Origin of the sequence: Nocardia sp. bgisy134, from assembly GCF_965341865.1 — a bacterium.
In the GTDB taxonomy this organism is placed as follows: Bacteria; Actinomycetota; Actinomycetes; order Mycobacteriales; family Mycobacteriaceae; genus Nocardia.
In genome coordinates, this window is record NZ_CBDQZP010000039.1 from 1 (window position 1) to 22469 (window position 22469).

The following is a 22469-nucleotide window of genomic DNA, read 5'->3' on the forward strand; positions in this document are numbered from 1 at the left end:
CGCCGCAGGGTGAGTTCAATTCCGAGACTTATACCGCGGCGCTCCCCATTTGCGATGGAGTAGGGGCTGAATGAGGCGAACTTCGCGACATCACACCCTTCTCGCCGCGCATGTATCGCCGCCGCAACGTCGTTGAACGCTGCTTCAACCGGCGATCCTGCGTTGCACCGACCTCGACCGTGTTACACCGACAACCGTCAGGCGCCGAGATCTCCCCCGGTGATCAGCCCTTTCGCGGTCGCGACACCATGATCTCGTCCACCCCGGTCAGTCGCCGCTGCCGCTTACGCACGGTCTTCGGCCGAACGAGGAGTTCCTATCGCGCGCGGCACGTCGATCTGGACGGGAATCCGCAGGTCACGAAGTAACTGAATGAGCAGGTTCAGCCGCGTGGCGCTAGCGTGGCGGGACGAGCGCGTCTCACAGTCGGGTGTAGTTTGTCTGGTCTTGCTCGAACGCTGTCAAAATCTCCGGTGTCAGTGTCAGGCGGGTGTTGGCGACGGCGGCAAGGTAGTCCTCGAGGTCGGCGGGTTCGCTCGTTTCCTCGCGCATCGCGCGTTCGAACGCCGACTGGGCCCCAGCGCGGGCGGCGTACTCTATGTCCGCGGGGGTGAAGTGAATGGTTGCGTGCACCAGGTGGTCGAGGTCGATGGTCTCGGCTGCGGGGCCCAGGTAGCGCCGCCAGATCGCTTTGCGCGCAGGCTCGTCGGGCGGACCAACCGGAATTACGTAGTCGAAGCGGCCTGGCCGCAGGAACGCCGAATCCAGGGAACGCACCGAATTGGTCGCACAGATCAGCAACCGGCCGTAGTCCTCTCGGAATACCGGAATCAGTTTGAGCAACTCGTTCGTCACGCCATGCGCCGGACTGGTCGCGGTCCCTTCGCGCGCACCGGCGATCTCCTCGACCTCATCAATGAACAACAGCAGTTCGTCGAGGTCGCTCAAGTCCGCGAACACCTCACGCAAAGATGCTGCGAGACCGCCACTGGCCGCTGCGGCCAACCGAGACGGGAACAACTCCACGAACGGCCAGCCCAGCCGTGATGCGACCGCTTTCGCGAAACTGGTCTTCCCGGTACCCGGCGGCCCGAACAAGATCACGCTCTTGGGTGGCCGAACCCGATAACGTTCGGCGACATCCGGGTTCGCCAACGGCAACACGATCCGCCGTTCGATGATCTCTTTCTCCCGGTCCATCCCCGCCATCGACTGCCACAATCCGGGTGGCAACAGCCGGCCGCCCAGTTCGGTCAGCAAACTGGACTGCGCCGGTGCCAGCGGCTCGACCAGTTCGTAGTAGACGAGACCGGTCCTGCGCAGATAGCCGGAATTCTCGAACGCGACCGACCCAGTCGCGCCCTCGGGAACGAGCGTGCAGATCCGCCGCACCCCATTCGAGCGCAGCCGCCTCTCCAACTCGGTCAGCAATGCACTGCCGATACCGCGCCGACGCCACTGCGCGCCCAGCGCCACCAGCAAGACCCACGCACGCTCACCCTGGATCTGCGCGACCGCCATGCCCACCATCTCTTCGCCGACCTCGGCCACCACCGCCGGCGGTCCCGCCCGCGCAGACGCCAGCACCTCCGCCAACGCGAACACCGGCTCATCCGCAGTGGCCATACGGCTCTGCTCCCAGACCTGAATCGCCTGGTCCAGGTCATCATCGCGAAACTCGCGAAGTCGCCATACCGGCATACACACCTCGAACCGCCGTTGCAGAGTGGACGAATCGCTCCCTGCCAGTAAACACCTAGCAGCACCCGTGAGTAGGCCATTCCTAAGCTCCGGCGCAGGGCGGATCGGCGATGTCGACAACTGCTTCTTCGAGCTGGGCTCGAACCAACGCTGAGATCTGCTCGCGGACTGCCTCCGGCGGGCGATCGTGCGTTGGCGGGCGGCGAATGCACTTCATCTGCCGCCGTGCCCCCTGTCACCGCGTCGAAGTATTGGCTATAGTTCTATATAGTCAGCTATGAGGTGGGCGAACAAGGAAGGCAGACATGACCAGAATCGAAGGCGCTATCGCCCTGGTGACCGGCGGGCAGCGGGGCCTCGGCCGCGCGTTCACCGAGGAATTTCTGGGACGCGGCGCGGCCAAGATCTACGTCACCGCCCGCAAGCCCGGCGCGGCCGATGACCCCCGCATCGTCCCGCTCGAATTGGAGGTTACCGACCCGGATTCGGTTGCGGCCGTCGCGGCTCGGGCCACTGATGTGAACATCGTCGTCAACAACGCGGGCGTACTGCGCCCGGCGCCGCTGCTGCAGGCCGAAATGGCCGATGTCGTCGAAACATTCGAGACCAACGTCTTCGGACCGCTGCGCATCGCCCAGGCTTTCGCTCCCATCCTCGCCGCGAATGATGGTGGCGCCCTAGTGGATATGCACTCTGTGCTGTCCTGGAGTTCCGGGGCCGCGGCTTACGGTGCGTCGAAGGCCGCCCTGTGGTCTCTGACCAACTCCTTGCGCATCGAACTGGCTGCGCAGGGCACCCAGGTCGTCGGTGTCCACCTCGGCTTCGCCGAGACCGACATGGTCAAGGCCATCGATACCGCGAAGCTCAGTCCCGCTACGGTTGCCGCCGCACTCGCCGATGGCCTGGAACAGGGTGCGAGCGAAGTCCTCGTCGATGAGTTCACTCGGCAGGTGAAGGCCACCCTGTCCGGTCCCGTCGAAAACCTCGTCCTTCCCTTCCGCCGCTGAGACACCGGTTCGCCCAAAGGAATTCACTATGCCGCTCTGGCACATCTACCACCCCGCGAACACCTACACCCCCGAGGACAAGCAGAACTTCGCCCAGGACATCGCCGCCTACTACACCCGTGTCGGCCTCCCGGAGTTCTACGCCATAGCCCTCTTCCACGAACTGCCCGCCGACTCCTTCTATGTCGGCGGCAAACCCACCGCCGCCTCGGTGCGCATCACCATCGACCACCTCGCCCGTCAACTCGACGACCCGGAAATGCGAAAACGCATGACCCGCGGCCTCGACACCCTTATGGCCCCCTACACGCACGATCGCGGCCTGTACCTCGAATTCAACATCAACGAGGTCGCGCGCGACACCTGGATGATCGCCGGGCTCTTCCCGCCACCGATCGGTAGCGACATCGAGCAGGTCTGGGCCAAGGAGAACAAGCCCATCCCGTACTGAAGCCGGCGGACGGCACCTGCCTCCCGCGCCTGCCAGCAGCATCGGGCTGATGCACGACAACCAACTGTCGAAGCGGCGTCCTGCTGGTCGCTGCGGCATAGTGCTCGCCGCACTGAGGTCGGATGCACTCACTGATGCGAATCCTGCTCGCGACCCTCGCCGGGCTACTGCTCGCCACCGCGTGTTCGTCGCCCGATGTCGGTGCGCCCGAGCCCGGCCCGGCGACCTCGGCCGAAATATCGGATTCAGCGGGCGCACTGGGCTTTCCGGCTGCAGCGGTGGCCGACTACCTGCTCTGTGGCCCGTACCCGCCACCCTAGGCACAAAGATCGTGCTGCGAGACAGCACGATGGCACCCGCCCCCGGCTTCTACAACATCTGCTATGTCAACGGTTTCCAGACGCAGCCCGGCGAGCATGACCTATGGCTGCGTCAGCGACGCGATCTCATCCTCCTCGGAAGCGACAGCCGTCCCCTGATCGACGAGAACCGGCCCGACGAGCCGATCGTCGACACCTCGACAGCGGCGAAGCCGACCCCGTTCGCCTGTGTCATCGGCGAGACGGTCAGCATTTGAGCCACAAAGGGACCGACTGTGGGCACTGGACTGGACCTGAGTTCTAGTAGCAATGCCGCGCAGTTACAGATCAGTTAAGAATGAGTCGGTGTGTCGGTTTGCTCTGCGACACAACGTTTCCGACCCTATCGGGTGGTTGACGAGGTGGTGACCGATGCGTTGTGGTCACGGTTGGAGCCGTTGATCCCGCTGCGGCAGCGCCGTTTCCGTCATCCGGGTCGACAGTGACTGCGCTCGTTCAGCGAGCGCCGTCAACAGCGCGTGGCCAACCGCCTCTGATCGGTGTGAGTTCCCTGCAAGACCTGATCTCCATCGTGGCCGGACTCCGCAAGCGCGGCATCGGCTTCCGCTCCCTGCACGAAGTCGGCGACACCACCCCCGGCGGGCGCCTGGTCTTCCACGTCTTCGCCGTCCTGGCGGAATTCATCCGCGAACTGATCGTCCAAGGCACCCACGAAGGCCTCGACGCCGCCCGCGCCCGCGGCCAAACGCCTCGGCCGCCCGCCGGCCATGACCGCCGAACAGATCCGCCAGGCCCGCGCCATCCTCACCCGCCCCGAGGAGACCGTCTCATCAGTGGCCCGGCTCCTCGGGGTCTCACGCTCCACGGTCTACAAATACCTGCCCGAACTGACGCACTCATGAAGGCCTGGACGCCGCCAGAACCCGCGGGCAGCGCCTCGGCCGCCCGCCAGGAGGGAACGGCCAGGCGGATCAGGTTGGGCTGCCCACACAGCGTTCCGATATACGGACCGACGCGTTGTTCCCGGCCCTGACAAGCGAAATGATCAGTGAGTAATCAGTTGACCCCTCCATCGGATGGGGCTACCGGGCATCGTCCTCGGTGACTATCGAGGTCGGCCGAAACGTGAATATCACCATCGAGGCCGAATGACCCCAGTGCCGATGGCGGGGCTCCTACGGCCGAGGCTTGAACAGCGGTGGACGGTCATGCGCCCAGCGGGTCCGGCGCACCCGAGTCGGGGTCGGCTCAGGCTACAGCTGCACAGGACGACGCCTGTGGGCGTTCGGCGAGAATAGGGGAAGAAGCGATGACACCGATGAGCACCCTAAAAAGTAGCGGTGGTCCAGATGGCGCAGGCGTGCGATCGTCGACGAGCTGCTCGTACGTCGTAGAGGCGCCGGTGCTTGCGTGAGCCTGGATCCACGTGTGTCACGAACGTCGCCGCACGTATGAGAACCTCGGCGATCAGGTGGGCTCGCCGCTGATTCGGCGGGCGCTCGAGCTTGGCGACCTGCACGCTACGCTATCGACCGGCCGGCTGAATCCGGCTCGGCGTCCTGGGGACTTCGACGAGACCGTGCTGCGCACTTGGAGGCGTCTCGATCACTTGACACCCGGTCGGCGCCCCGGACCGATACCGGTCGAATTCCGCTCTTCGCGGCGACGACTTTCAACCATGAGGGGGCATCCGTGGTCACCGATAATATCGGCCACACGGCTACCAGCACGCCGACAGTCAATCCGGACGACGAGGCCACTCGCCTTCTCGCCTCCGCGGCCCACCTCGATCCCGAACTGGCCGACGCCATGGTCGAGGAGTGCTTGGCCGAACCATATCGAGTCGTCCTGCCGTCCCCTGGGGTCCGGGCCCACATCGTGCTGCGGGAGGCGGTCGCAGCGCGGACAGCGCGACGGATCGGCAGCGCGGTGCTGGTCGCCCTGCTGGTGCCCTTCACCATCGCCAGCGGCGGGCTCGTCGTCCTCTGGCTCGCGTCCGGCTCGGCTTGGAAGATCAGCTCATGGGCCGTGCGAGCCGCGCGACGGTCACGCACACCGGCAGTCGGGCGCGAACAGCACGGCGAGCGAGAACAGCGCGGTGAGCGCGGATCATGGTGGCCGACCGCGTTGCTGTGGCTGCCGCTGTCCTTGATCTTTACGTCGCTGTTCGCAATTCCTGCGGCCGTGCTGTCTCTGCTGACCGCTGCGCTATTCGGAGGCCTCGGCAACGAATCCGGCGATGGTTTCTACTCCGAGCAGCCCGGGGGCATCTCGGCGGTCTCCGCCATCGGCATCGGCACCGGCCTGCTGATCACGACGGTAGGGATGTTCTGCGTACTGTTCGTGCAGCGCTATCGGCCATGGGTTTTGGCCGATCGATACTTCCGTTTCGGCCACTTCCAGCCGGATAGGCCACCGCGCGAATTCGTGAGCTGGGCCTGTCGTCCGTTCGCCACCCGATTGCAGCGCATCATCGACCAGGAACAGCGCGATAATCGCCCTACTCCCCGCAATCTGATCATCTACCGCGGCCATCGGCCGTTCGTCGGCGCCGGGACGCGGGTGCGGTCCTGGTCGCAGGCATTCGAGTTACGTCCGAACGATCCCGCCGGGTACTCGGACGCGCCGATGGCGGAGTTCGCCGCGGCAGAACTGCAGAACTTCGTGGCTCGCGACGTCGACGCCATGCGTAAGACACCGAACATCACACCGGGCTGGCGGTTCGCGGGCCTCGAGATCAGCGATACCGCTTTCCTGTCGGCCGGGCACGTCCTGAACTACCGCGAGGCTGAATTCTTCGCACGGGAGTTGAAACAGGGCCGCAATCCTCAACTCGCCGAATCGTATTGGCAGGAATTGCTCGACAGCGCACCGGAGTGGCTGCGCTTCTATCGCTGCTTCCGGCTCGAAGGTTGGGCGCGGCAGTTGGGTGTCGCCGGATACCTGCACATCGGGTACGAGCGACAGATCCTTTTCGTCGAGTGGAATGGGTTCGTGCTGCCACCCGTGGCGCCGACGTACCATTTCGCCGATTTCCCGCCCCGCGCGCCTGCGCTGCTGGCGCTGTGGCAGGCCCTCGGGGAACTCGCGCTGCTACCGACCACGATTCCCGCTCGTGTGATCGATATGGCGCGATGGATGCGGGATGCGCATGGAGTCGGTCGCGGCCGTACCAACACCCCTGATCGAGCCGCCAATGCGTTCGGTGCGCTGGCCACCGTACGCGAAATCGGAGCGGGCACAATCTTCCCGCAATTCTTCCAGGAGTCCGACAGCGACCAGTATTTGAAGATCCTGGAGCGCCGGGTGCTCGATGCGATCCACCGCTTCCTGTCGAGCAAAGGTATCGCCACCGACGCCTTCGACACGATGATCACCCAGATCAACAACGCCACCGTCATGGAGGGCTGCACTGTGGTCGCGGGCAATATCGGCGGCGCGGACAATATCGGCACCGTCGGATCCGGGACCATCGGCGGTACGACCTCCGCCACACCGACCGCCGCGCCTTTGGCCACGAAATGATCTGAGTGGCAATTGAATTCAACTAGAGGAGCATCCAGCCATGCCTGGGGATACGCACGACAGCAACGTCCATATCAGCGGCGGGCAGGTGGTCGCGGGAAATATTAGCGGCAAAGACAACACGGGTGTCGTGTCCGGCCCCGTGTCCATCAACAGTGCGACCGAACAATCCGCGCTGATTGCTGCGGTGGCCGAACTGCGTGCCGAATTGACCGCGTTGCGAACACATCTCACCGCTACCGGCGGCGCCGGTGCCGAACCCGCTGACGTCGACGACGTTCTCGATGCACTGAACGACCCGGAACCCGATCTGGAGCGGGCCGAGAGTCGATGGTGCCGCCTGCGCCGCCGCATCCCGGAGGGTCTGCTGAATCTCGACACGCTGACGAAAATCGCCAACCTGTTCGAGAAGATACAGGGCCTCACTAGCTCATAGCCGGGGGTCATTCGCCGGAATTCCGCGTGGGTCTTCTTCGGGCCGCCGATCACATTTCGACAGCCGACCAGCTACACCACGCGTCCCAGATCAACCCCTCGAATCAGGCCGGGAGGCAGTGCGGGGATGAAATCTCCCAGAGGCAACTTCGCATCTGGGAGAACCCAGGGCGAGCCGTACGCCCTACCGGTCGCCTCGTGCTCGCGACGCGGGCCGAGATCGAAGCGTCCGCCGAGCTCGGGCACCCAGACCTCGACCTTGTGGGCTTGAATGCGGAGACATGACCCACTCGATCATGATTAGCATGCTCGGCGGCCTCGTCATACCCCTGTCGAGTCAGACCGTGAACGGAGACCAGGCGGTGGACATATCGCGAGCAAGTCAGCCACATCGGCGACAGGCAGTTGACGAGCCACCCCGCCCAGTCACCTGCGGGACGCTACGGGGTAGCTATCCCCGACCACGAACCACTGCGCATAGATAAGTCGACAGTTGAATACACGGTCTTGCCAGTCCGGGACCCGACCTACATCAGGCCCGACGCATGAAGGCCAGCATGTAGTAGACGTTCTCGATGTTCCGTTCGACGACGCTGACCAGCTCCCAACCCTGGGATTCGAGCAGCTCGATGCCGTTGACCAGGTGGACGACCGGCTCGAAGATCGCACGTTGATAGCCGGCCGAGCCGAACACGAAACCTCCGGTCTGAGGCGAGCTCAAGACCAGGTTCCGACGCGGATAGGACCGCAGGTCCACCACGCCGTTCAACACGGCAATCACATCGAAAACAGGCCCGGGCGCAGGAGCATTCATGTCCCTATCGTTGTGCATACCCGCGGACTCGCACACTTGCGGTCGCACCGACTCAGACTCGATCGTCGGCACGCCACCGGCGACTGCCTCTCTGCGAGCATGTCCCCATGATCGACCGACGGCTACGGAGCCGACCCGCGCATCGGAAGCGTCGATGATTCGTATCAACCAGCTGGCGCCGTGGCCACTGCGCGCAATACATTGGGCGCATGCGTGAACGATCTCGAATCCTGCTGTGCGCTACCACGACCGTCGCCGCGGCGATGGCGCTGCCGGTTCTCCCGATCGCATCCGCTGAGCCCTCCCCCAGTCCCACCGCCTGCGCCCAGGTCCGCGTCGTCACCGTCCGTGGCACGCTCGAACCGCAGAGCGGCAGCCTGCTGCTGACCCCGCTGGCCGGGCGGATCGCCCAGGAATCCGGCCGCAGCACCACAGTGACCGAACTCGAGTATCCCGCCTCGATGGCCCCGGACAGCCCCGTGCGCGGCGTCGAGAACCTGACGGCACTGGTCAACACCGCCGCAGCCGAATGCCCGAATCAGCAGCTCGTCCTCCTCGGCTACTCACAGGGCACCCGCGTCATCGGCAACACCCTCCGCACGCGAACCGCGTTGACCGACCAGGCCGCCACGCAGATCGACGCAATCGCCCTGTTCGGCAGCCCGCTGTTCAACGGCGCCGACCCCTTCAACCGCGGCAACTACGATCCCACCCTGTCGGGCACCGCCGCGCTGCCCGTCGGCGCCCTCGGAGAATTCACCGACCGCGTGCGCTCCTACTGCCATGCCGCCGACCGCGTCTGCCAGGGCGGCGATCCGGCCGCCGGGTTCGGAAATGCCTTGAGTCCTGGGCATTTCGCATACTTCGTCAACGACTACCGGGACCAGGCGGCGGCATTCGTCCGCGAGCAGCTCGGCTCGTAGTCGTCCCCTCCTGCGGTCCGGGCTGGTACGCGCCCGACCGATCACCGCGATACGCGCGGTAATCGACGAGCTAGACCTGCCCCTGCGGGTGCCTCGTTGCGGTCGGTTGGTAGCGACCGGTGAGAGTGCGGTGCCGTATCGGTTGTTGGGTTGCTGGTGGGGTCAAGGACAAGCTCACTCAGATCGAAACCTCGCTTCAACGAACCGCAGTAACAACTGGCCTCGGAATGCCTACGTTCGGTTCTATTTCTGGAAGAACCTCCACCTGATGAGAATCAGGTTCGTAGGCTGCATCCGCCCGATACGCGGCAATATCGGACGTTCCGCGCGGACGCCGACGGCCCGAGATAGCCTCGGGCCGTCGGTCTTCGGACTGTCGCATCTGGTTACCGGCAGGGTTGCGGAATCCCGCTGCGGACTTCGAATATGCCGCTACTTGACCGAGTTGGCCAACTGATCGGCATACGGAGCGGTGAATTTTCCGACAAGGGGAAGCTCCGCGCGGACACCGCCGGTGTTGCTCGCCTGGACCATGGCCAAGACCCAGACGACGACCGCGAAGACCCCGACTACGAGTCCGGCGAGGCTGAAGATGATCCCCGCGACTCCGAGGAGCGAGCCGACGATGCTCAGAACAATATTGACCACCGAGACCGCCCCGAAGAAGACGATCGATTGCGAGGCATGGAATTTCACGTCGGGGTCGTTCTTGCCAACGAACAGGAAGATGATTCCGGTGAGCCACCCCAGTGCGTAGGACAGGATCGCGCTGGTCTTCTTGTCCAAGCCGGCGGACTGCGGTTGATTCGTGGGAGGTTGAGAAGATGTCATGAGGTAAGTAGACGCTGCGCGCGCCACCTACCGATCCCAAGTTCCGCCCGAACCCCCAGGTCGCGGGCCGGCCGGCGACCGGGATCCTGGACGTGGTTCTCCCTATGAGATGACTGCCGACGACCTCGAAACGCCCCATCGGTCTCCGGGCAGGGCCCGCCGCCCGGTCATCGTCATGCAGCTGTGTGTTCGGTCGGCCTCGAATCGATGCATCCAACGGGTGGTCGCCTGCCCGGCCGGCCGGTTCGGTCAGCGCGGTATGCGGCCATTACAGGTTGTCAGGCGCATTGGGGGTCTTGCTCATTCGTCGGCTGGTGTGGTTTCCGCGTCGGGGGAAGCCGTTTGTGGGGAGGGTAGATCGGATCCGGCTCCATCGTTTCTGCGGTGATGGGCCTGGAGAACGTCCTGGACCAGGTCGAGGGATGGGGTACCACTGGGGTCGCCTGCGCGGGCGTGACCCCGGCCTGTACTGGCTTCGGCTCTTCGGCCGCCCTGGACATGACCGTGTCTGGGCCTGGCGGTTCGGCGGCCACCACATCTCCCTGAACTATCTGGTCATCGACGGTCGGCTCGTTGCGGCGACCCCCTGCTTCGGCCTGAACGAGCTGGCCGCACACCGGCAGCGCGCTTTCCCCCGCTGACGTGCGGCAGGACGCTGACCCGCGGCTTGTTCCCCTGCCTAGCCGTGATGCGATGCGCTGCGGTAGCCGTGAAAGTACGGGACCGGTAACGCCCCGGTCGCTGCGGTGCGCGCCGGTCGGCAGCGCCGCGGGATAGGACCTCAGCGATGCCAACTGCTCGCGTACAGACTGGGGATCCTCCTCGCGGGAGATGATCGCCATACGCGCGATCCCGTCCGGCCGGACGGGCCGAGGGCCGTGTACCGATACGACAAAAGGCCTGACGGCGGATGGAACGCCTACACCGCCTATTCCTACGAGTCGCAGAACCTCTTGCGACTTTGGCCAGAGTTCGGAACGCACTCATCTGCCGCGTCCCGCGCTGACCGAGACGGTCAGCGTGGGGTGTCGAAACGGCGACTGACCGTGCTCACCCGCTCGCCTGGTGGTCCCATCACTTCCGCGACGCCGAGCCTTATCCGGATTGATGTAGAGCCGAACACCCCTGTACACCACCGTGTTCGGCACATCGTCGTCGTGATCCGGGTCGCCAGCGCCCCCGGGATCCGGCAGTTCCGCCATCTCCTCGATGACGATCTGTGCCCGCGCCGCACCAGGATCGAACATTTCCTGAAACGGCCCGACGAACGACCCGAGTTCCGTGCGTTACCAAGGTGGCACGAAAGCTAGCCGGCTACACCCGACCTGGTCACCAGCATCTTCTCCAGCCCCCAGGTTGGGTCCAGGATTGGCACGTTCCGCTCCACCCACTCCTCTGACCACCACACCGAGATAGAAGAGCTTCCACGTCCGGGTGCGACCGATTACCGATCGATCGACTGAGTCGCCTGGGCAAGTTCCCGCTCGACGGTTGCCAACTCCGCGGACCGATCCCCGTGTGACGGTTCGTCCCGTCGTCGCAGCCTGCGGCTGTTCGCCCAGGTCGGTAATGTCTGTCCGGTGACCGACGCTACCGACCTGATGCGGATGTATCTGGTCGATCCAGACCAGCCTTTCCCACCTGTCGAGCTCGCGGATCCGACCGGACTGGTCGCATTCGGCGGGAATCTGTCACCAGAGCGGCTGTTGGACGCCTATTCCGCGGGCATCTTTCCCTGGTATAACCCCGGCGAAACGATCCACTGGTACAGCCCGGACCCGCGCAGCATTCTGGTGCCGACCGACCTGCGGGTGACCAAGTCCTATCGCCGATCTGTCGCCCATGCCGACTACGCGGTGACCATGGATCGCGCCTTCGCCGATGTGATGTCGAATTGCGCCGGACCGCGTGACAAGGAGACCGGAACCTGGATCGGCTCCGACATGCTGGCGGCCTACCTACGGCTGCACCACCTCGGTCATGCGCACTCAGTCGAGGTATGGCGCGACGGCGACCTTGTCGGCGGCCTCTACGGCGTCGCATGCGGCCGCTCCTTCGCCGGCGAGTCCATGTTCTCCCGCGCCCGTGACACCTCCAAGGTCGCGTTGTATTGGCTCTGCGCCCAACTGGCCGCCTGGGATTTCGCGCTCATCGACTGCCAGGTCACCTCCAGCCACCTCACCTCCCTCGGCGCCATCGACCTCTCCCGTGCGGACTACCTGCACCTACACACCCAGGCCGCCGCCCGCCCCGGCCTCTCGGGCCCCTGGCAGTTCGAAATCCCGGTCCCCAACTCCCCCAAACACCTACCGGCGTGAACGATCACCGAAGCGATAGGTCAGCAACGTCGTGAATTGGCGGGCCGGATTCACGACCGCGAATATGAACATCGTTCCGGCTTCGGTGGCCACCCGCGCCAACATCGACGAGCGCAGCGAATTGGCCGACCAACGACAATGCTGAATCGGGGTGCCGAGCCGGCTCGCCGGACGAACCCGCAAACGCACTCTCATGCCGCACAGCGCAGGATGAACCGCTGGGCGTGCGATCCGCGAGCGTCCGGATCTGCCGCTTACGGCGCCGATCGGATCGGCCACGGCCTGATGTAGCCCTGACGTGTCAACTGACACCGGCTTCGGTGTTCAGGTACACCACGAGATCGCGGGGCAGGCCGTGGGTGTCGTGCAGGTAGTGGTAGTCGTCGTCGGTCAAGGGTTCAGTGAAACGGCTGTGGGACAATACCTTTCGTCCGCGCTGGAGCAGCAGATGACGGTCCCCTGCAGCTGTGGTCGTTCGACCCTGCTCATTGTTCGGTCACGCTGTCGGTCGGCGCGCCGCACCGAAACCTCATCGGTCAGCGGGCCGCCCTGGACCTCGAGCAACCTCACGGCCGTCGCCGAAGACGACACGGACATCACAGCGGCGCGCATGGTCGGGCAGCCATGCCTCGATGCGGACCTCGACGACATCCGGCTGCGTCCGAGCCCATCGAGCCAGCATCGCCTTACCGTTGAAGTGCCACAACGTCTCCGGGTGATGCTCACCGCCCGGCGGTGCGTATCCGGGTGGATGAGCGAAGTGTGGACGGCGAATTCCGCCCAGCCGTGCCCCGGACCACGACGAATCGGTTGGAGGAACTCACCCGAAAACCCCTTGTCGAATAGACGGTCAGCCTTCCCGTACACACGGGAAAGCCACGGTGGCCGCGCTATTCGAAGAAGTATTTGGATTCGGCTGAGTTCGAAGTCGAGGAGCCTGCAACGGCTGAAATATCAGTTGGGGGTACGCATCGCCGAGTAGGTGGGGTGATCGACTGTGCTATCTGTCGACAACGGTTGCTGTCGAGGACATCTCAGTGCCGAATAGGCTCGCTATGAGACATGCAGAGCCGAGGTGACAGCGCAGAAGGCCATCACTGAGGCCGATGTGGCGTCACTCGAGCTTCTGCCATGCGGTGACGAGCGCTGCCATGCTGTTGCGGGCAAGCCAGATAGGCGACGCTGAACGTACTCCTGCCCGTCTGGTGCAAGCCAATGCGCTTAACATCTGCCGTCACCGCGAACCCCTGCAGACCGGCCTTGGCCGCCGCGTAGTTGGCCTGGCCGCGATTGCCCGATAGTCCGGCCCCGACGATCACGACATCGAGGTGCTGCGGAACTACGGACGAAGCTTGCTGGTGGATTCCGGGTGCTGCTCCTGTCCGGTCGTGGCGGACCAGCTGGCGAGCAGCTTCAGGCCCTCTTCGGCGGCGGTTCCGGAGGGTGCGCTGTAGACGACCACGCTCAGGCCGCTTTCGTCTGGCAGGGTCATGGTCTCCTGGTCGAGTTCCAGGTCGCCGACGAGTGGGTGGTTGAGGCGTTTGGTGCTCTGGCTGAAGACATATACGTCCTGGGAGCCCCACATCACGCGGAAGGCGTCACTGCGGGTGGACAGTTCACCGATCAGGTTCGACAGCTCCCGGTCGTAGGGGTTCTTCCCCGCCTCGATGCGCAGTGCGCCCACAGCGAAGCGGGCCATGCGCTCCCAGTCGATGTAGAACCGTCTGGCCGCGGGGCTGAGGAACGCGAACCGGGCGATGTTCGCCCCGCAGGTGGCATCGGCGTACATCTCCGAGTACAGGGCCCGGGCGAGCGAGTTGGCGGCCAGCGTGTCGAGGCGGTTGTTCATCACGGACGCCGGCAGCCCCGGCATGCCTTCGACGATTCGCGCCACGCTGGGCCGAACCGTCGGCCGGACCACCCGCCGCCGGGCCTGGGGTGCCGGTCCTGCCGCGCGGGCGAGGTCGTACAGATACATGCGCTCAGGGCCGTCGAGCCGCAGTGCCTGGGCCAGCGCGTCCAACACGCTGTCGGAGACACCTTTGAGGTTGCCGCGCTCCAGGCGCGTGTAGTACTCGACGCTCACCCCGGCGACCGTGGCGACCTCACCCCGGCGCAGTCCGGGCACCCGCCGCTGACCGTACGTCGGCAGACCCGCCTGCTCGGGCGTGATCCTCTCGCGTCGGGAGCGGAGAATCGCGCTGACTGCGTCCCGGTTGTCCATGAGGACAGCGTAGGCAGGCCCGCCGTCGCGTGGGGGTCCCTCCCAGGACCCCTCACAGCGGAAACTCCCCCGTCACGGCCGCTTCCCGTTGCATGGTGCATGCCCCGGTCCTCCGGGGCCCGATCGGTGCGAGGACATACGCGCCCCGGCCGGCCGAACTTTCCCGTACCGAGTTCCGCATGCGGGCTCGAGTACCTGAACAAGATTGAAGGGCACACACGATGAGCGACCAGATCGAGACAGTGACGCAGACCCCGGCCGATGTCGTACGAGGGCTGTATGACGCGTTGAGCAAGGGCGACGTGCCGGGTGTCCTGGCCAAGCTCGACCCCGAGGTGATCGTGGACGAGCCGAATCAGCTTCCCTACGGCGGCGTGCACCAGGGCCGCGAGGTGTTCGTCCAGTCGATCCTGGGCGCGATGATGGGCTACGCCGACGTTGCCATCACCGATGCCGAGGTGTACGAGGGCCCGGCCGGCGTAATCGGAACCCTCACCGGAACACTCACGGCCCACACCACCGGTGAGCGGTACCCGCTGACCATGGTCGAGATCCACCAGGTTGAAGACGACACGGTGCGCAAGATCGACGTCTACATCAAGAACCCCCACGACCTCGCCGCGTTCTACGCGCGCGCCGATGCGGGCACCCGCTGACGACGCCACACTTCAGAGTTACCTGGTAGCACTCGGGAATCGCAACCTGAGGCTCCCCCGAATGGTGGACAGGGAGGTTATACGGCTACCGCTGTGAGCTAGCACTCGAAACTGTCGGGGCTTTGGTTCCCGATCGCGGAGTGCCGCCGCGTAGTACTTGTAGAAACTCATCCACTTGTCAACCGAGGCAACGAGTTCGGCCTTCGTGGCGTAGGCGTTAGTGGTGGCGGGACGGTTCTGGTTCGGTTGTCGCAGGTACGTGCCCGTAGCCGGATGAACAAGAGCCCGACAACAATGGCGAGCCGCAAACCGGCTGATCAGCCGAATCTCACTCGTCTGCACCGCATTTCAGGTACTTGCCCGCCTGGCCGGGCTGGTGATGGCGCGTCTCATTCTGGTGGGGTACTGCCTGGATGCACTGCACATCCCCGATGCCCCGCACGGCTTGGTGCAGAATTCCGCCGCGTTCCACCATCTGCGTTAGCCAGTCCCCACTGCCTCGGGAAAGCTCATACGCCGCGAACCGGTTGTGAGCCGGGAGATCTGGGGGCCGCAAGGTGGGTATGCGGGGTTACGCTGGATGAGTGCATGGCCTGCAGCGGCTGCTGCTCGGGTCGGGGCGGTTGCCAGAGGATCTGCGTGCGTCGCTGGTCGCGTCCGACGATGTTGTGTTCTTGGAGGAGGGTTTGACCGGTTCGGTCACCCGTCGCCTTGTCCGCTCATCCGGTCGTCTTGTCGAGTGGGAGCGGCAGGCGGTCTCAGGTGCGATCGCAGTCACTGTCGGCCGACGGGTGCTGGTGTGGGCGGGCCGGTTCAAACACATCGATGTGCCGATGACGCATCCGCTGTGGGCGACAATCGAGTTCAGCATCGACCGACCGAACCGAGTGTGCTTCGCCTACGACCCGGCGGTGACCGATCCGGGGCAGTCGGGACGGGTGGAAGTGCGATTGAAAACGTCGCGGGTGAAGCAACTCGCCCGGCTGGTCACGCGGCCGGTGTGAGGCCATTATCGGTTGCCCGGCATGGTGACTCGGCGAGATCCGATCAGCTGCCGTGGGCTCACCGTCCCGCGGCGGTGAGCTGGTAATCCGCTTCGAGCAAATCCACCCGCTCAGTTGTACCGAGAGATCGCGGCTCAGGTTCGTCGACGAAGCGGCGGACGAGTGCGCGAGCGGGGGAAGGGTCACGGTGACCCTGATCGATATCCAGTGCACGACAACCACAACGGTGATCGAGCAGACGCGCACAATATCGATGGCCCAGTCGCGCTCGAGCACGTTGGACCACATCGCCCGGTCGGGCTGGGTCACCATGACTTCGGATTACTCGCCCCGGCTGAACACGTGGTGAATACCGCGCTGAATTCGGTGGTATGCAATGCGCGCCTGGCCACCGACGACATTGCCACCGAGGTCGGCCGGCTTCGTGACCAGCCGGGTGCGGGCGTAGTGTCCATCGGCGGGAACGCAGCCAAAGGTGAGCCGATGGGCCCGCAATTCCACCACCGGGTGGCCGAACCGCTCATCGATCATCCAGGCGGCCACAGTCCGCCAGCTTCCGGACCGATGACCGGCTCTCACACGCCCTTGATGTGGCCCCCTGGCAGCAGGCCGCCGAGCGCGGCTATCACGTCCTGGCCGAACACCGGTGCACGACCACACCGGCCCACCGGTCCCATTCAGCTCGAAGAATTCCACTACCGGACATTCGAAACCACGCGAAGTACCAGGGGAGGGTCAGCCGCGATTGCTGTCACACATCCCGACTACATTTACTGCACAGTCGACAGCAGTCGCAGCGGCGCCTGTGAGCCCTTTGGCCACGGAGCCGACACTTGGGCAGGAGTCATATGAGTAGGTACGTGGTCGTTATTACTCCCGAGACGGAAGAGACAGAGGCAACTTCCAGACACGCGGAAGCCACGATCAAGATCGAGACTGCCGGTCCGACCCCACGCATTACAGAAATGACCATCAGGTCTACTGCAGCGGGTGGCCTGTCCGCACGCACACTGCCGAGTATCGACCTCGAATCGGTTGTTGCTGCCCTGGTGGCCGGGGTGAATCCGAGCGCACCCGTTGCGCACCCTGAGACTCGCCGAGCTGCAACGCATGTCGCAGAGACCACCCCTGCCACGGCCAGCGAACAAGCCCCGACACAGCAATCAGACGCAACCCGAAACACCACTGACCCAACACCATCCGTGACTCCGGACACGACGGTCCCCGAGGTCCCGGAGCGGGCCTATCGCCGCATGCCCGACGCCGGCGAAGTCCGCGCGGCGTATGAAAAGATCGGAACAGTCACTGGCCTTGCCCGACACTACGGTGTACCCAGGCACACCGCCCAAGGCTGGATGAGCCGACTCCGCAAGCTCGCCGCCGAATCCCCGGCTGGATCCGCAGATGCCAGGTGAGCCGCGCGCGACGTCAGCGAAGGAGATATTCGTGGGCAGTACGTACAAAGTAACGATCGCACCTGACGCGCCGGACAAGACAACCGCAACCATCACCGTCGTGCTCGACACAGGGGGCGTGCGGGTAACCGAGATCCGCGTGGCGGTCGGCGACGATGGTGCGCCACTGCCGAACGAACTGGCACACATCGACTTCGCCGTCTTGGTCGAGAACGCCGTACTGATGTCGCAAGGCCGCCTACCGATGGTCGCTGAGGCCACCAATGCCGAGGCAATCGACGTCGAGCCCGATCCCGATCGTGCATCAGCCAAAACCGCGCCCCCCGCGGATCGCGCCGTTCTTCGGTCCGATACCGGCGCCGCTGCGTCCGGCAATACCCGACGCCCGTCGGACTCGGCCCGCCCATCCAATGGCGCACCGTCGGATCTGGCGGTGACCTTCTGGCGCCTTGGAAGTATCACCAAAGTCGCCAAACACTACGATGTTCCGCGTCACATAGCGCAAGACTGGATCAAAGTACTGAGTCAGGAGACCAAGCTACCGAATAGCTGGAGCAACAAGAGGAATGGGCGATAATTAGATCGAATCAGTTGCCCGTCGGTCGATTCACGATCCTATCCGCTCCGTCGCCGACAACGACATAGCATCGCAGCTCGTCCGTCGTGCAGGCGACTGATTCCTGCGCGTCGATCCGGACTCTCAGTGCGCAGTCGCGCCGATCGCGTCAGGTCTGAATGCTGACCAGCCGCTGATCGACCACGGGTTGACATTGTGAATATCCACTCAGCCATCCGGTTGCTTGATAATCGCCGCGCCAGGTGAATACCGCTGCCCCGTGCTCAGAACCGCTGCCCGGAGCATCAGTGGTGGCTTTCCCTTGTGGCGCTGGGGACGTGATGTAGTTCGCCCCTGACCACGTGGCCAGGATGGCGGTGGTCGAACACTTCAAGCGCACTTCACCGGAGGTGCTTTCGAGCACGGCTCCGGTGACACGGTCTCGTAGCAGCGCCGCATAGTCCGACGGGTCGAGCTGAGTGCCCTGAGGTCTGCCTGTTTCCGTCCAGTCGGGACTGGTCAGGCCGCGCGAGGTAGCCGCGTGCCACAGCGTGGGAACGAGGTCCTCGGCGTGTTCGGCAGTGACCATCTGCTCACACATCCACAGCAGCCGCCCCGCGCCCCGGCCGGGCTGGCACCGCCGCCACCGGATTCTCTTGCTCAGGTCAGCAGCGACCACAGCGACCCACGGATGCACCGTGCCGAGAAACCCCTGGCTGCTCAACCAATACAGGTACCGCGGCGCACGCTCTAGGATCGGATACATTGTCGCATAAGGGATCCCGGCGATCACCCGGGCGCCACGATGAAACTGCGATGGTGAGTTCGCTGCTGTCAACAGCACCGCGCAAGCCAGGTCTCCCTGGCTGTAGGCGAAAGAACCTGCGCTCTGGCGACACTCGATGTGGACCTGGCCGTCGTCGGGCACCACTCCGCCGGCAAGCTTCAGCTGGACGGCATTCGCTTTGAGAGCTTCGCTGATCGCGGCTTGGGCCAGTTCGGGAACGTGGGCGGCAATGGTCTGAATCAAGAGGTTTTCGGCCTCTGCGGGACTCTTGGGTAGGTCCAGTCCGGCCAGGGCCGTTCGTAGCTGATAGCAGACCTGAGGGGACACCATCAACCGAGCAGTCAACAACCCGAGCTCGGTGGGGATCAGCTCATCGATTTTGTCGGATCGCGCTACCTGTCTGAGGAAGTCACCGTCTATCAAGAACCGCACTGCTTGCCTGAGCGGGGTCATATCACGGCTCCCCTGATGATGGGCCAGCGTTTGCGCCCACCACCGTTCGGCCTGCGATAGAGAGTTGATGCGCCCCTGAATCGCCTCCGCTAGAACATGCTCAGGAAAGCTGTCCTGGATCTGAGAATCGACGCGAAAACCCGCAAGCAGCTTGCGTTGCCACACCGCCCGTTCGACATCGTCGACGATCAGAAAGGCCCAACCCTCATTCTCCCCCGCGCCAACACGTCCTGCACGACCGAACATCTGCTGAACGGTCGCAACATCGATCGACTTCAGGCCGACCTCCGTGTCTTGCACAACAACAGCCCGGGCTGGCATGTTGACCCCCGCCGCCACCGTCGATGTCGCTACAAGCACATCCAATTCGCGTGCACGGAAGCCTTTTTCGGCCTCGCGCTTGTACTCCCAGCCCTTATAGTGCAAGCCCACCCGAGCGGCTGCACAGATCCGATGCACGACGTCAGGATCATCAGGATCGACACCGAACACATCAGCACCCCGGCTGGCGGCAATGATCAACGCGGTCCGGCGAACATTCCGTTTACTGCTGCAGAACACCAGCACACTGCCCCGATCGGCGGTGACCATATTCACGATCCCGCTCGTCAAACGCGACTTGGCGCCCTCTACCAGACTCCAATCCGCGGTCTTGGCCACTACCGGCAGCTGCCACGTCAGCTGTGTAGGCCGCCACGCAACCCGCACCGTCCGAGCATGCAGCCACACGGCGAGTTCGTCGGCGTTGGCGACAGTGGCCGACAATCCGATGATTCGCATTCGAGACCCCGCACCCCGAACCCGCGCGAGAATCGCTTCGAGGAACGGCCCCCGAGTGCGGTCACCCAGCAAATGGATCTCGTCGACGATCAAACAGCCAACTTCGGCCAATGCCTCCCGCAGCGAAGCAGTCCGGCAGATCGATTCGAACTTCTCCGTCGTCGTAACCCACAGATCCGCGTCCCGAATCCGTTGCGCATCAAGGCGATACTCTCCCGAGAGCCGCTCCACACGCAGACCACGCTGACGCCAGCTATCGAGCTCCTCGTTCAGCTCATCGGTAAGCGAACGTTGCGGCACCAGCCACGCGGCCTTCTTTCCCTGCTCGAGCACGGTGCGCAGCGCGGCAACCATACCCATCACTGTCTTACCCGCCCCTGTCGGTGCCACCACGATCAGGTGTTCGCCGCTGCTGAGGATGTGTGGGATCGCTTCTGCTTGAGCGGGATTCACCACCGGATGCGGCAAGTACCGAACCCAGGCCGCAGGCACGACTCGCTCTATCGGGAGGGGCTCGGTCAGCAGCCCCTCCACCATGGAGTGGTTCTGCCACATCAGCTCGAACGCATCGCGCGCGGTTTGCGCTGCGGGTCCGCTGGCTGCTCGATTCCGCCGAGAAGCCGACCGGGTAAGCCCTGACTGATCGGTGACGACGGTCAACTGACCGTCATCGTTCAAAGTGTGCACCGACTCTTGCTCCAACAGATAGCCGATCTCACGAAACGGCACCTGCTCGGCTACCAGCCTGCTCCTGAGATCGGCGAAACGATCGCCGACCGGAATCAGTACTCGCACATCGGTGTTCGGCGGATGCGGCGGGAGCACCGCATCTGGATCAGCAATCTTCATCCACAAAACGGGAGGCTGGTTCGCATACTGAGACCTGGCACCGGCGACTTGCATCAGCGTGAACCTGACCTCCGTGTGGACCGATCACACCGACACACCGTTACCGGCGCCTCGAGCGTGACGAACTGAGCGACCTCGACACCATAGCCGAGGACAGCGACAGTTCATGATCAGCGTCGAATCAGCCATCTGACAGGCGATTACGGCAGCCGACAGGACACCGCCCCTTCAGACATCCCAGTGCCATGTCGCACCACTACCATGGCGGAGTCTCGGACTGCCGCGCAGGATCGACAATGTGGTTCTCGAGGATGGGACCAATGACCGCCAATGCCTCCGGTGACGTCATCTGAGTATGCTCGCAGTCCACCGTGTTCTCGTGCACGGCGCCGGTAACAGCGGACCGCCATGCCTGCGCCGGGCGTTGCTTGCCGGCATGGTCCATCACGCTCGCCGAGCCCGCCGCGCTGAAGTAGAGCAAGTCCCCGTCGAAGACACCCGGCCGGTATTCGCGCCATATCCGTCTGGAGTTCTCAACCGAGGCGGCAAGTCGTTTCAGGTGCGTGGAGGTGAGACCGGTCTCCGGACCGAACAACCTGTTCAACAGCGCGGCGGCATCCTCGAAGGAAAACTCGCCATCTATGTGGGAATCGGCGAGCGTCCTACCGACAGTTTCGAGACCTTCGATGTGGCTGTCGGCGAGGTCCGAACTTATGGCGTGGACCAACTTCTCGGCGCTTACCCTCCCTCCGAGCGGATCTTCCCCGTAGACCGCGGCCGTATCTTCTTCGTAAAGGACAGAATCCATCATTGCGAGCGTGGCAACGTCGTCACCGGCTTTGGACAACTCGACGGCCATGGCGTGTGCAATTGCGCCACCCAAGGACCACCCCAGCAGATGGTAGGGTCCGTGCGGCTGGACTGCGCGCATCTCCTCGACATACCGATGGGCCAGCTGACCAACTGATTCGAAGTTCGGTTCACCGCTGATGACCGGCGATTGCAGACCGTATACCGGGCGGTCAGGTGAGAGGTATCGAACCAGCCCCGAATACGCCCACGAGAGTCCGAGTCCCGGATGTACGCAGAACAGAGCCGGATGACTTCCGGTCGAACGCAGCGGAATCACCGCACCGAAAGCATCGTCGATCGACACTCTGATGAGGCCCAGTGGATCCCCGATGCGACCGGCAACCCCTGTGACTGTCGGATCCAGGAACATCAGTGGTAACGGAATCCGGCTACCGAGTCGTTCCTGCAGCGCAGTCACCGCAGTGACCGCGAGCAACGAGTTCCCCCCCAATGCGAAGAAATCGTCGTCGAGCCCGACCCGCTCGACCCCCAACACCTCCGCGAACACCTCCGCCACCACCTGCTCCACCGGAGTCACCGGCGCCCGGAACACCACCGGCTCGAATAT

At 64.1% G+C, this 22469-nt stretch carries 22 protein-coding genes and 2 pseudogenes; 14 read left to right on the plus strand and 10 right to left on the minus strand.

Annotated elements, in window-relative coordinates:
- Positions 1-226: 226 nt before the first annotated feature.
- Both ACRWNM_RS36005 and ACRWNM_RS36010 read right to left on the minus strand, forming a co-directional pair.
- Positions 227-347, minus strand: a pseudogene (locus tag ACRWNM_RS36005) (transposase); the annotation flags it as partial.
- 73 nt (positions 348-420) lie between these two features.
- Positions 421-1725, minus strand: coding sequence for an ATP-binding protein (locus ACRWNM_RS36010; protein ID WP_431972657.1), 1305 nt, complete (start codon positions 1723-1725; stop codon positions 421-423).
- A gap of 281 nt (positions 1726-2006) precedes the next feature.
- On the opposite strand from ACRWNM_RS36010, the gene ACRWNM_RS36015 reads away from it, so the two are divergent.
- The 8 genes and pseudogenes from ACRWNM_RS36015 (at position 2007) to ACRWNM_RS36050 (ending at position 7440) form a co-directional block, all read left to right on the plus strand.
- Positions 2007-2708, plus strand: a complete 702-nt coding sequence (locus ACRWNM_RS36015) for an SDR family oxidoreductase (protein ID WP_431972637.1) — start codon at positions 2007-2009, stop codon at positions 2706-2708.
- 28 nt (positions 2709-2736) lie between these two features.
- Positions 2737-3159 (plus strand): tautomerase family protein, encoded by a 423-nt coding sequence (locus ACRWNM_RS36020; RefSeq protein ID WP_431972638.1) that lies wholly within the window; start codon positions 2737-2739, stop codon positions 3157-3159.
- Between the two features lie 122 nt (positions 3160-3281).
- The gene (locus ACRWNM_RS36025; protein ID WP_431972639.1) at positions 3282-3479 is read left to right on the plus strand and encodes a hypothetical protein; all 198 of its coding nucleotides are present in this window, start codon (positions 3282-3284) and stop codon (positions 3477-3479) included.
- A gap of 29 nt (positions 3480-3508) precedes the next feature.
- The gene (locus tag ACRWNM_RS36030) at positions 3509-3736 is read left to right on the plus strand and encodes a hypothetical protein (RefSeq protein WP_431972640.1); all 228 of its coding nucleotides are present in this window, start codon (positions 3509-3511) and stop codon (positions 3734-3736) included.
- A gap of 314 nt (positions 3737-4050) precedes the next feature.
- Positions 4051-4164, plus strand: a pseudogene (locus tag ACRWNM_RS36035) (recombinase family protein); the annotation flags it as partial.
- An 82-nt stretch (positions 4165-4246) separates the two neighbouring features.
- Positions 4247-4381 (plus strand): helix-turn-helix domain-containing protein, encoded by a 135-nt coding sequence (locus tag ACRWNM_RS36040; protein ID WP_431972641.1) that lies wholly within the window; start codon positions 4247-4249, stop codon positions 4379-4381.
- A 790-nt stretch (positions 4382-5171) separates the two neighbouring features.
- Positions 5172-7004 (plus strand): hypothetical protein, encoded by a 1833-nt coding sequence (locus ACRWNM_RS36045; protein WP_431972642.1) that lies wholly within the window; start codon positions 5172-5174, stop codon positions 7002-7004.
- A gap of 40 nt (positions 7005-7044) precedes the next feature.
- On the plus strand, positions 7045-7440 hold the full coding sequence (locus tag ACRWNM_RS36050; RefSeq protein WP_431972643.1) for a hypothetical protein: 396 nt from the start codon (positions 7045-7047) through the stop codon (positions 7438-7440).
- A gap of 531 nt (positions 7441-7971) precedes the next feature.
- Here ACRWNM_RS36050 and ACRWNM_RS36055 read toward each other — a convergent pair.
- On the minus strand, positions 7972-8160 hold the full coding sequence (locus ACRWNM_RS36055; protein ID WP_431972644.1) for a hypothetical protein: 189 nt from the start codon (positions 8158-8160) through the stop codon (positions 7972-7974).
- 302 nt (positions 8161-8462) lie between these two features.
- Between ACRWNM_RS36055 and ACRWNM_RS36060 the strand changes: the two genes are divergently transcribed.
- Positions 8463-9176, plus strand: coding sequence for a cutinase family protein (locus ACRWNM_RS36060; protein ID WP_431972645.1), 714 nt, complete (start codon positions 8463-8465; stop codon positions 9174-9176).
- 432 nt (positions 9177-9608) lie between these two features.
- Here ACRWNM_RS36060 and ACRWNM_RS36065 read toward each other — a convergent pair whose 3' ends face one another.
- A complete protein-coding gene (locus ACRWNM_RS36065) occupies positions 9609-10007 on the minus strand; it encodes a DUF4870 domain-containing protein (RefSeq protein WP_431972646.1) in 399 nt (132 codons plus the stop codon).
- A gap of 422 nt (positions 10008-10429) precedes the next feature.
- Here ACRWNM_RS36065 and ACRWNM_RS36070 point away from each other — a divergent pair, with 422 nt between their 5' ends.
- Both ACRWNM_RS36070 and aat read left to right on the plus strand, forming a co-directional pair.
- Complete coding sequence (locus tag ACRWNM_RS36070; protein ID WP_431972647.1) at positions 10430-10648, plus strand: DUF3500 domain-containing protein; 219 nt, start codon at positions 10430-10432, stop codon at positions 10646-10648.
- Between the two features lie 939 nt (positions 10649-11587).
- Positions 11588-12325 carry a leucyl/phenylalanyl-tRNA--protein transferase gene (gene aat, locus ACRWNM_RS36075; RefSeq protein ID WP_431972648.1) on the plus strand — a complete coding sequence of 246 codons (738 nt, stop codon included), beginning with the start codon at positions 11588-11590 and terminating at the stop codon, positions 12323-12325.
- Here the strand turns inward: aat and ACRWNM_RS36080 are convergent.
- From ACRWNM_RS36080 to ACRWNM_RS36090, 3 genes are all read right to left on the minus strand, one after another.
- The gene (locus ACRWNM_RS36080) at positions 12314-12604 is read right to left on the minus strand and encodes a hypothetical protein (protein ID WP_431972649.1); all 291 of its coding nucleotides are present in this window, start codon (positions 12602-12604) and stop codon (positions 12314-12316) included. The genes aat and ACRWNM_RS36080 overlap by 12 nt on opposite strands.
- Positions 12605-12854: 250 nt before the next feature.
- Positions 12855-13109: a competence protein CoiA family protein gene (locus ACRWNM_RS36085; protein WP_431972658.1), complete on the minus strand. Its 255-nt coding sequence runs from the start codon at positions 13107-13109 to the stop codon at positions 12855-12857.
- Between the two features lie 555 nt (positions 13110-13664).
- On the minus strand, positions 13665-14549 hold the full coding sequence (locus ACRWNM_RS36090; protein ID WP_431972650.1) for a helix-turn-helix transcriptional regulator: 885 nt from the start codon (positions 14547-14549) through the stop codon (positions 13665-13667).
- Between the two features lie 221 nt (positions 14550-14770).
- Between ACRWNM_RS36090 and ACRWNM_RS36095 the strand changes: the two genes are divergently transcribed.
- Together ACRWNM_RS36095 and ACRWNM_RS36100 are read left to right on the plus strand one after the other, a co-directional pair.
- The gene (locus ACRWNM_RS36095; RefSeq protein WP_431972651.1) at positions 14771-15205 is read left to right on the plus strand and encodes a nuclear transport factor 2 family protein; all 435 of its coding nucleotides are present in this window, start codon (positions 14771-14773) and stop codon (positions 15203-15205) included.
- A 584-nt stretch (positions 15206-15789) separates the two neighbouring features.
- Positions 15790-16209, plus strand: a complete 420-nt coding sequence (locus ACRWNM_RS36100; protein ID WP_431972652.1) for a hypothetical protein — start codon at positions 15790-15792, stop codon at positions 16207-16209.
- Positions 16210-16530: 321 nt separating this feature from the next.
- Here the strand turns inward: ACRWNM_RS36100 and ACRWNM_RS36105 are convergent, their stop codons facing one another.
- Positions 16531-16752 (minus strand): hypothetical protein, encoded by a 222-nt coding sequence (locus ACRWNM_RS36105; RefSeq protein ID WP_431972653.1) that lies wholly within the window; start codon positions 16750-16752, stop codon positions 16531-16533.
- A 903-nt stretch (positions 16753-17655) separates the two neighbouring features.
- On the opposite strand from ACRWNM_RS36105, the gene ACRWNM_RS36110 reads away from it, so the two are divergent.
- Positions 17656-18201: a hypothetical protein gene (locus tag ACRWNM_RS36110; RefSeq protein WP_431972654.1), complete on the plus strand. Its 546-nt coding sequence runs from the start codon at positions 17656-17658 to the stop codon at positions 18199-18201.
- 148 nt (positions 18202-18349) lie between these two features.
- Here ACRWNM_RS36110 and ACRWNM_RS36115 read toward each other — a convergent pair whose 3' ends face one another.
- A complete protein-coding gene (locus ACRWNM_RS36115; protein WP_431972655.1) occupies positions 18350-21049 on the minus strand; it encodes a DEAD/DEAH box helicase in 2700 nt (899 codons plus the stop codon).
- Positions 21050-21305: 256 nt separating this feature from the next.
- Positions 21306-22469: alpha/beta fold hydrolase (locus tag ACRWNM_RS36120; protein WP_431972656.1), on the minus strand; the 1164-nt coding region annotated here is incomplete at its 5' end.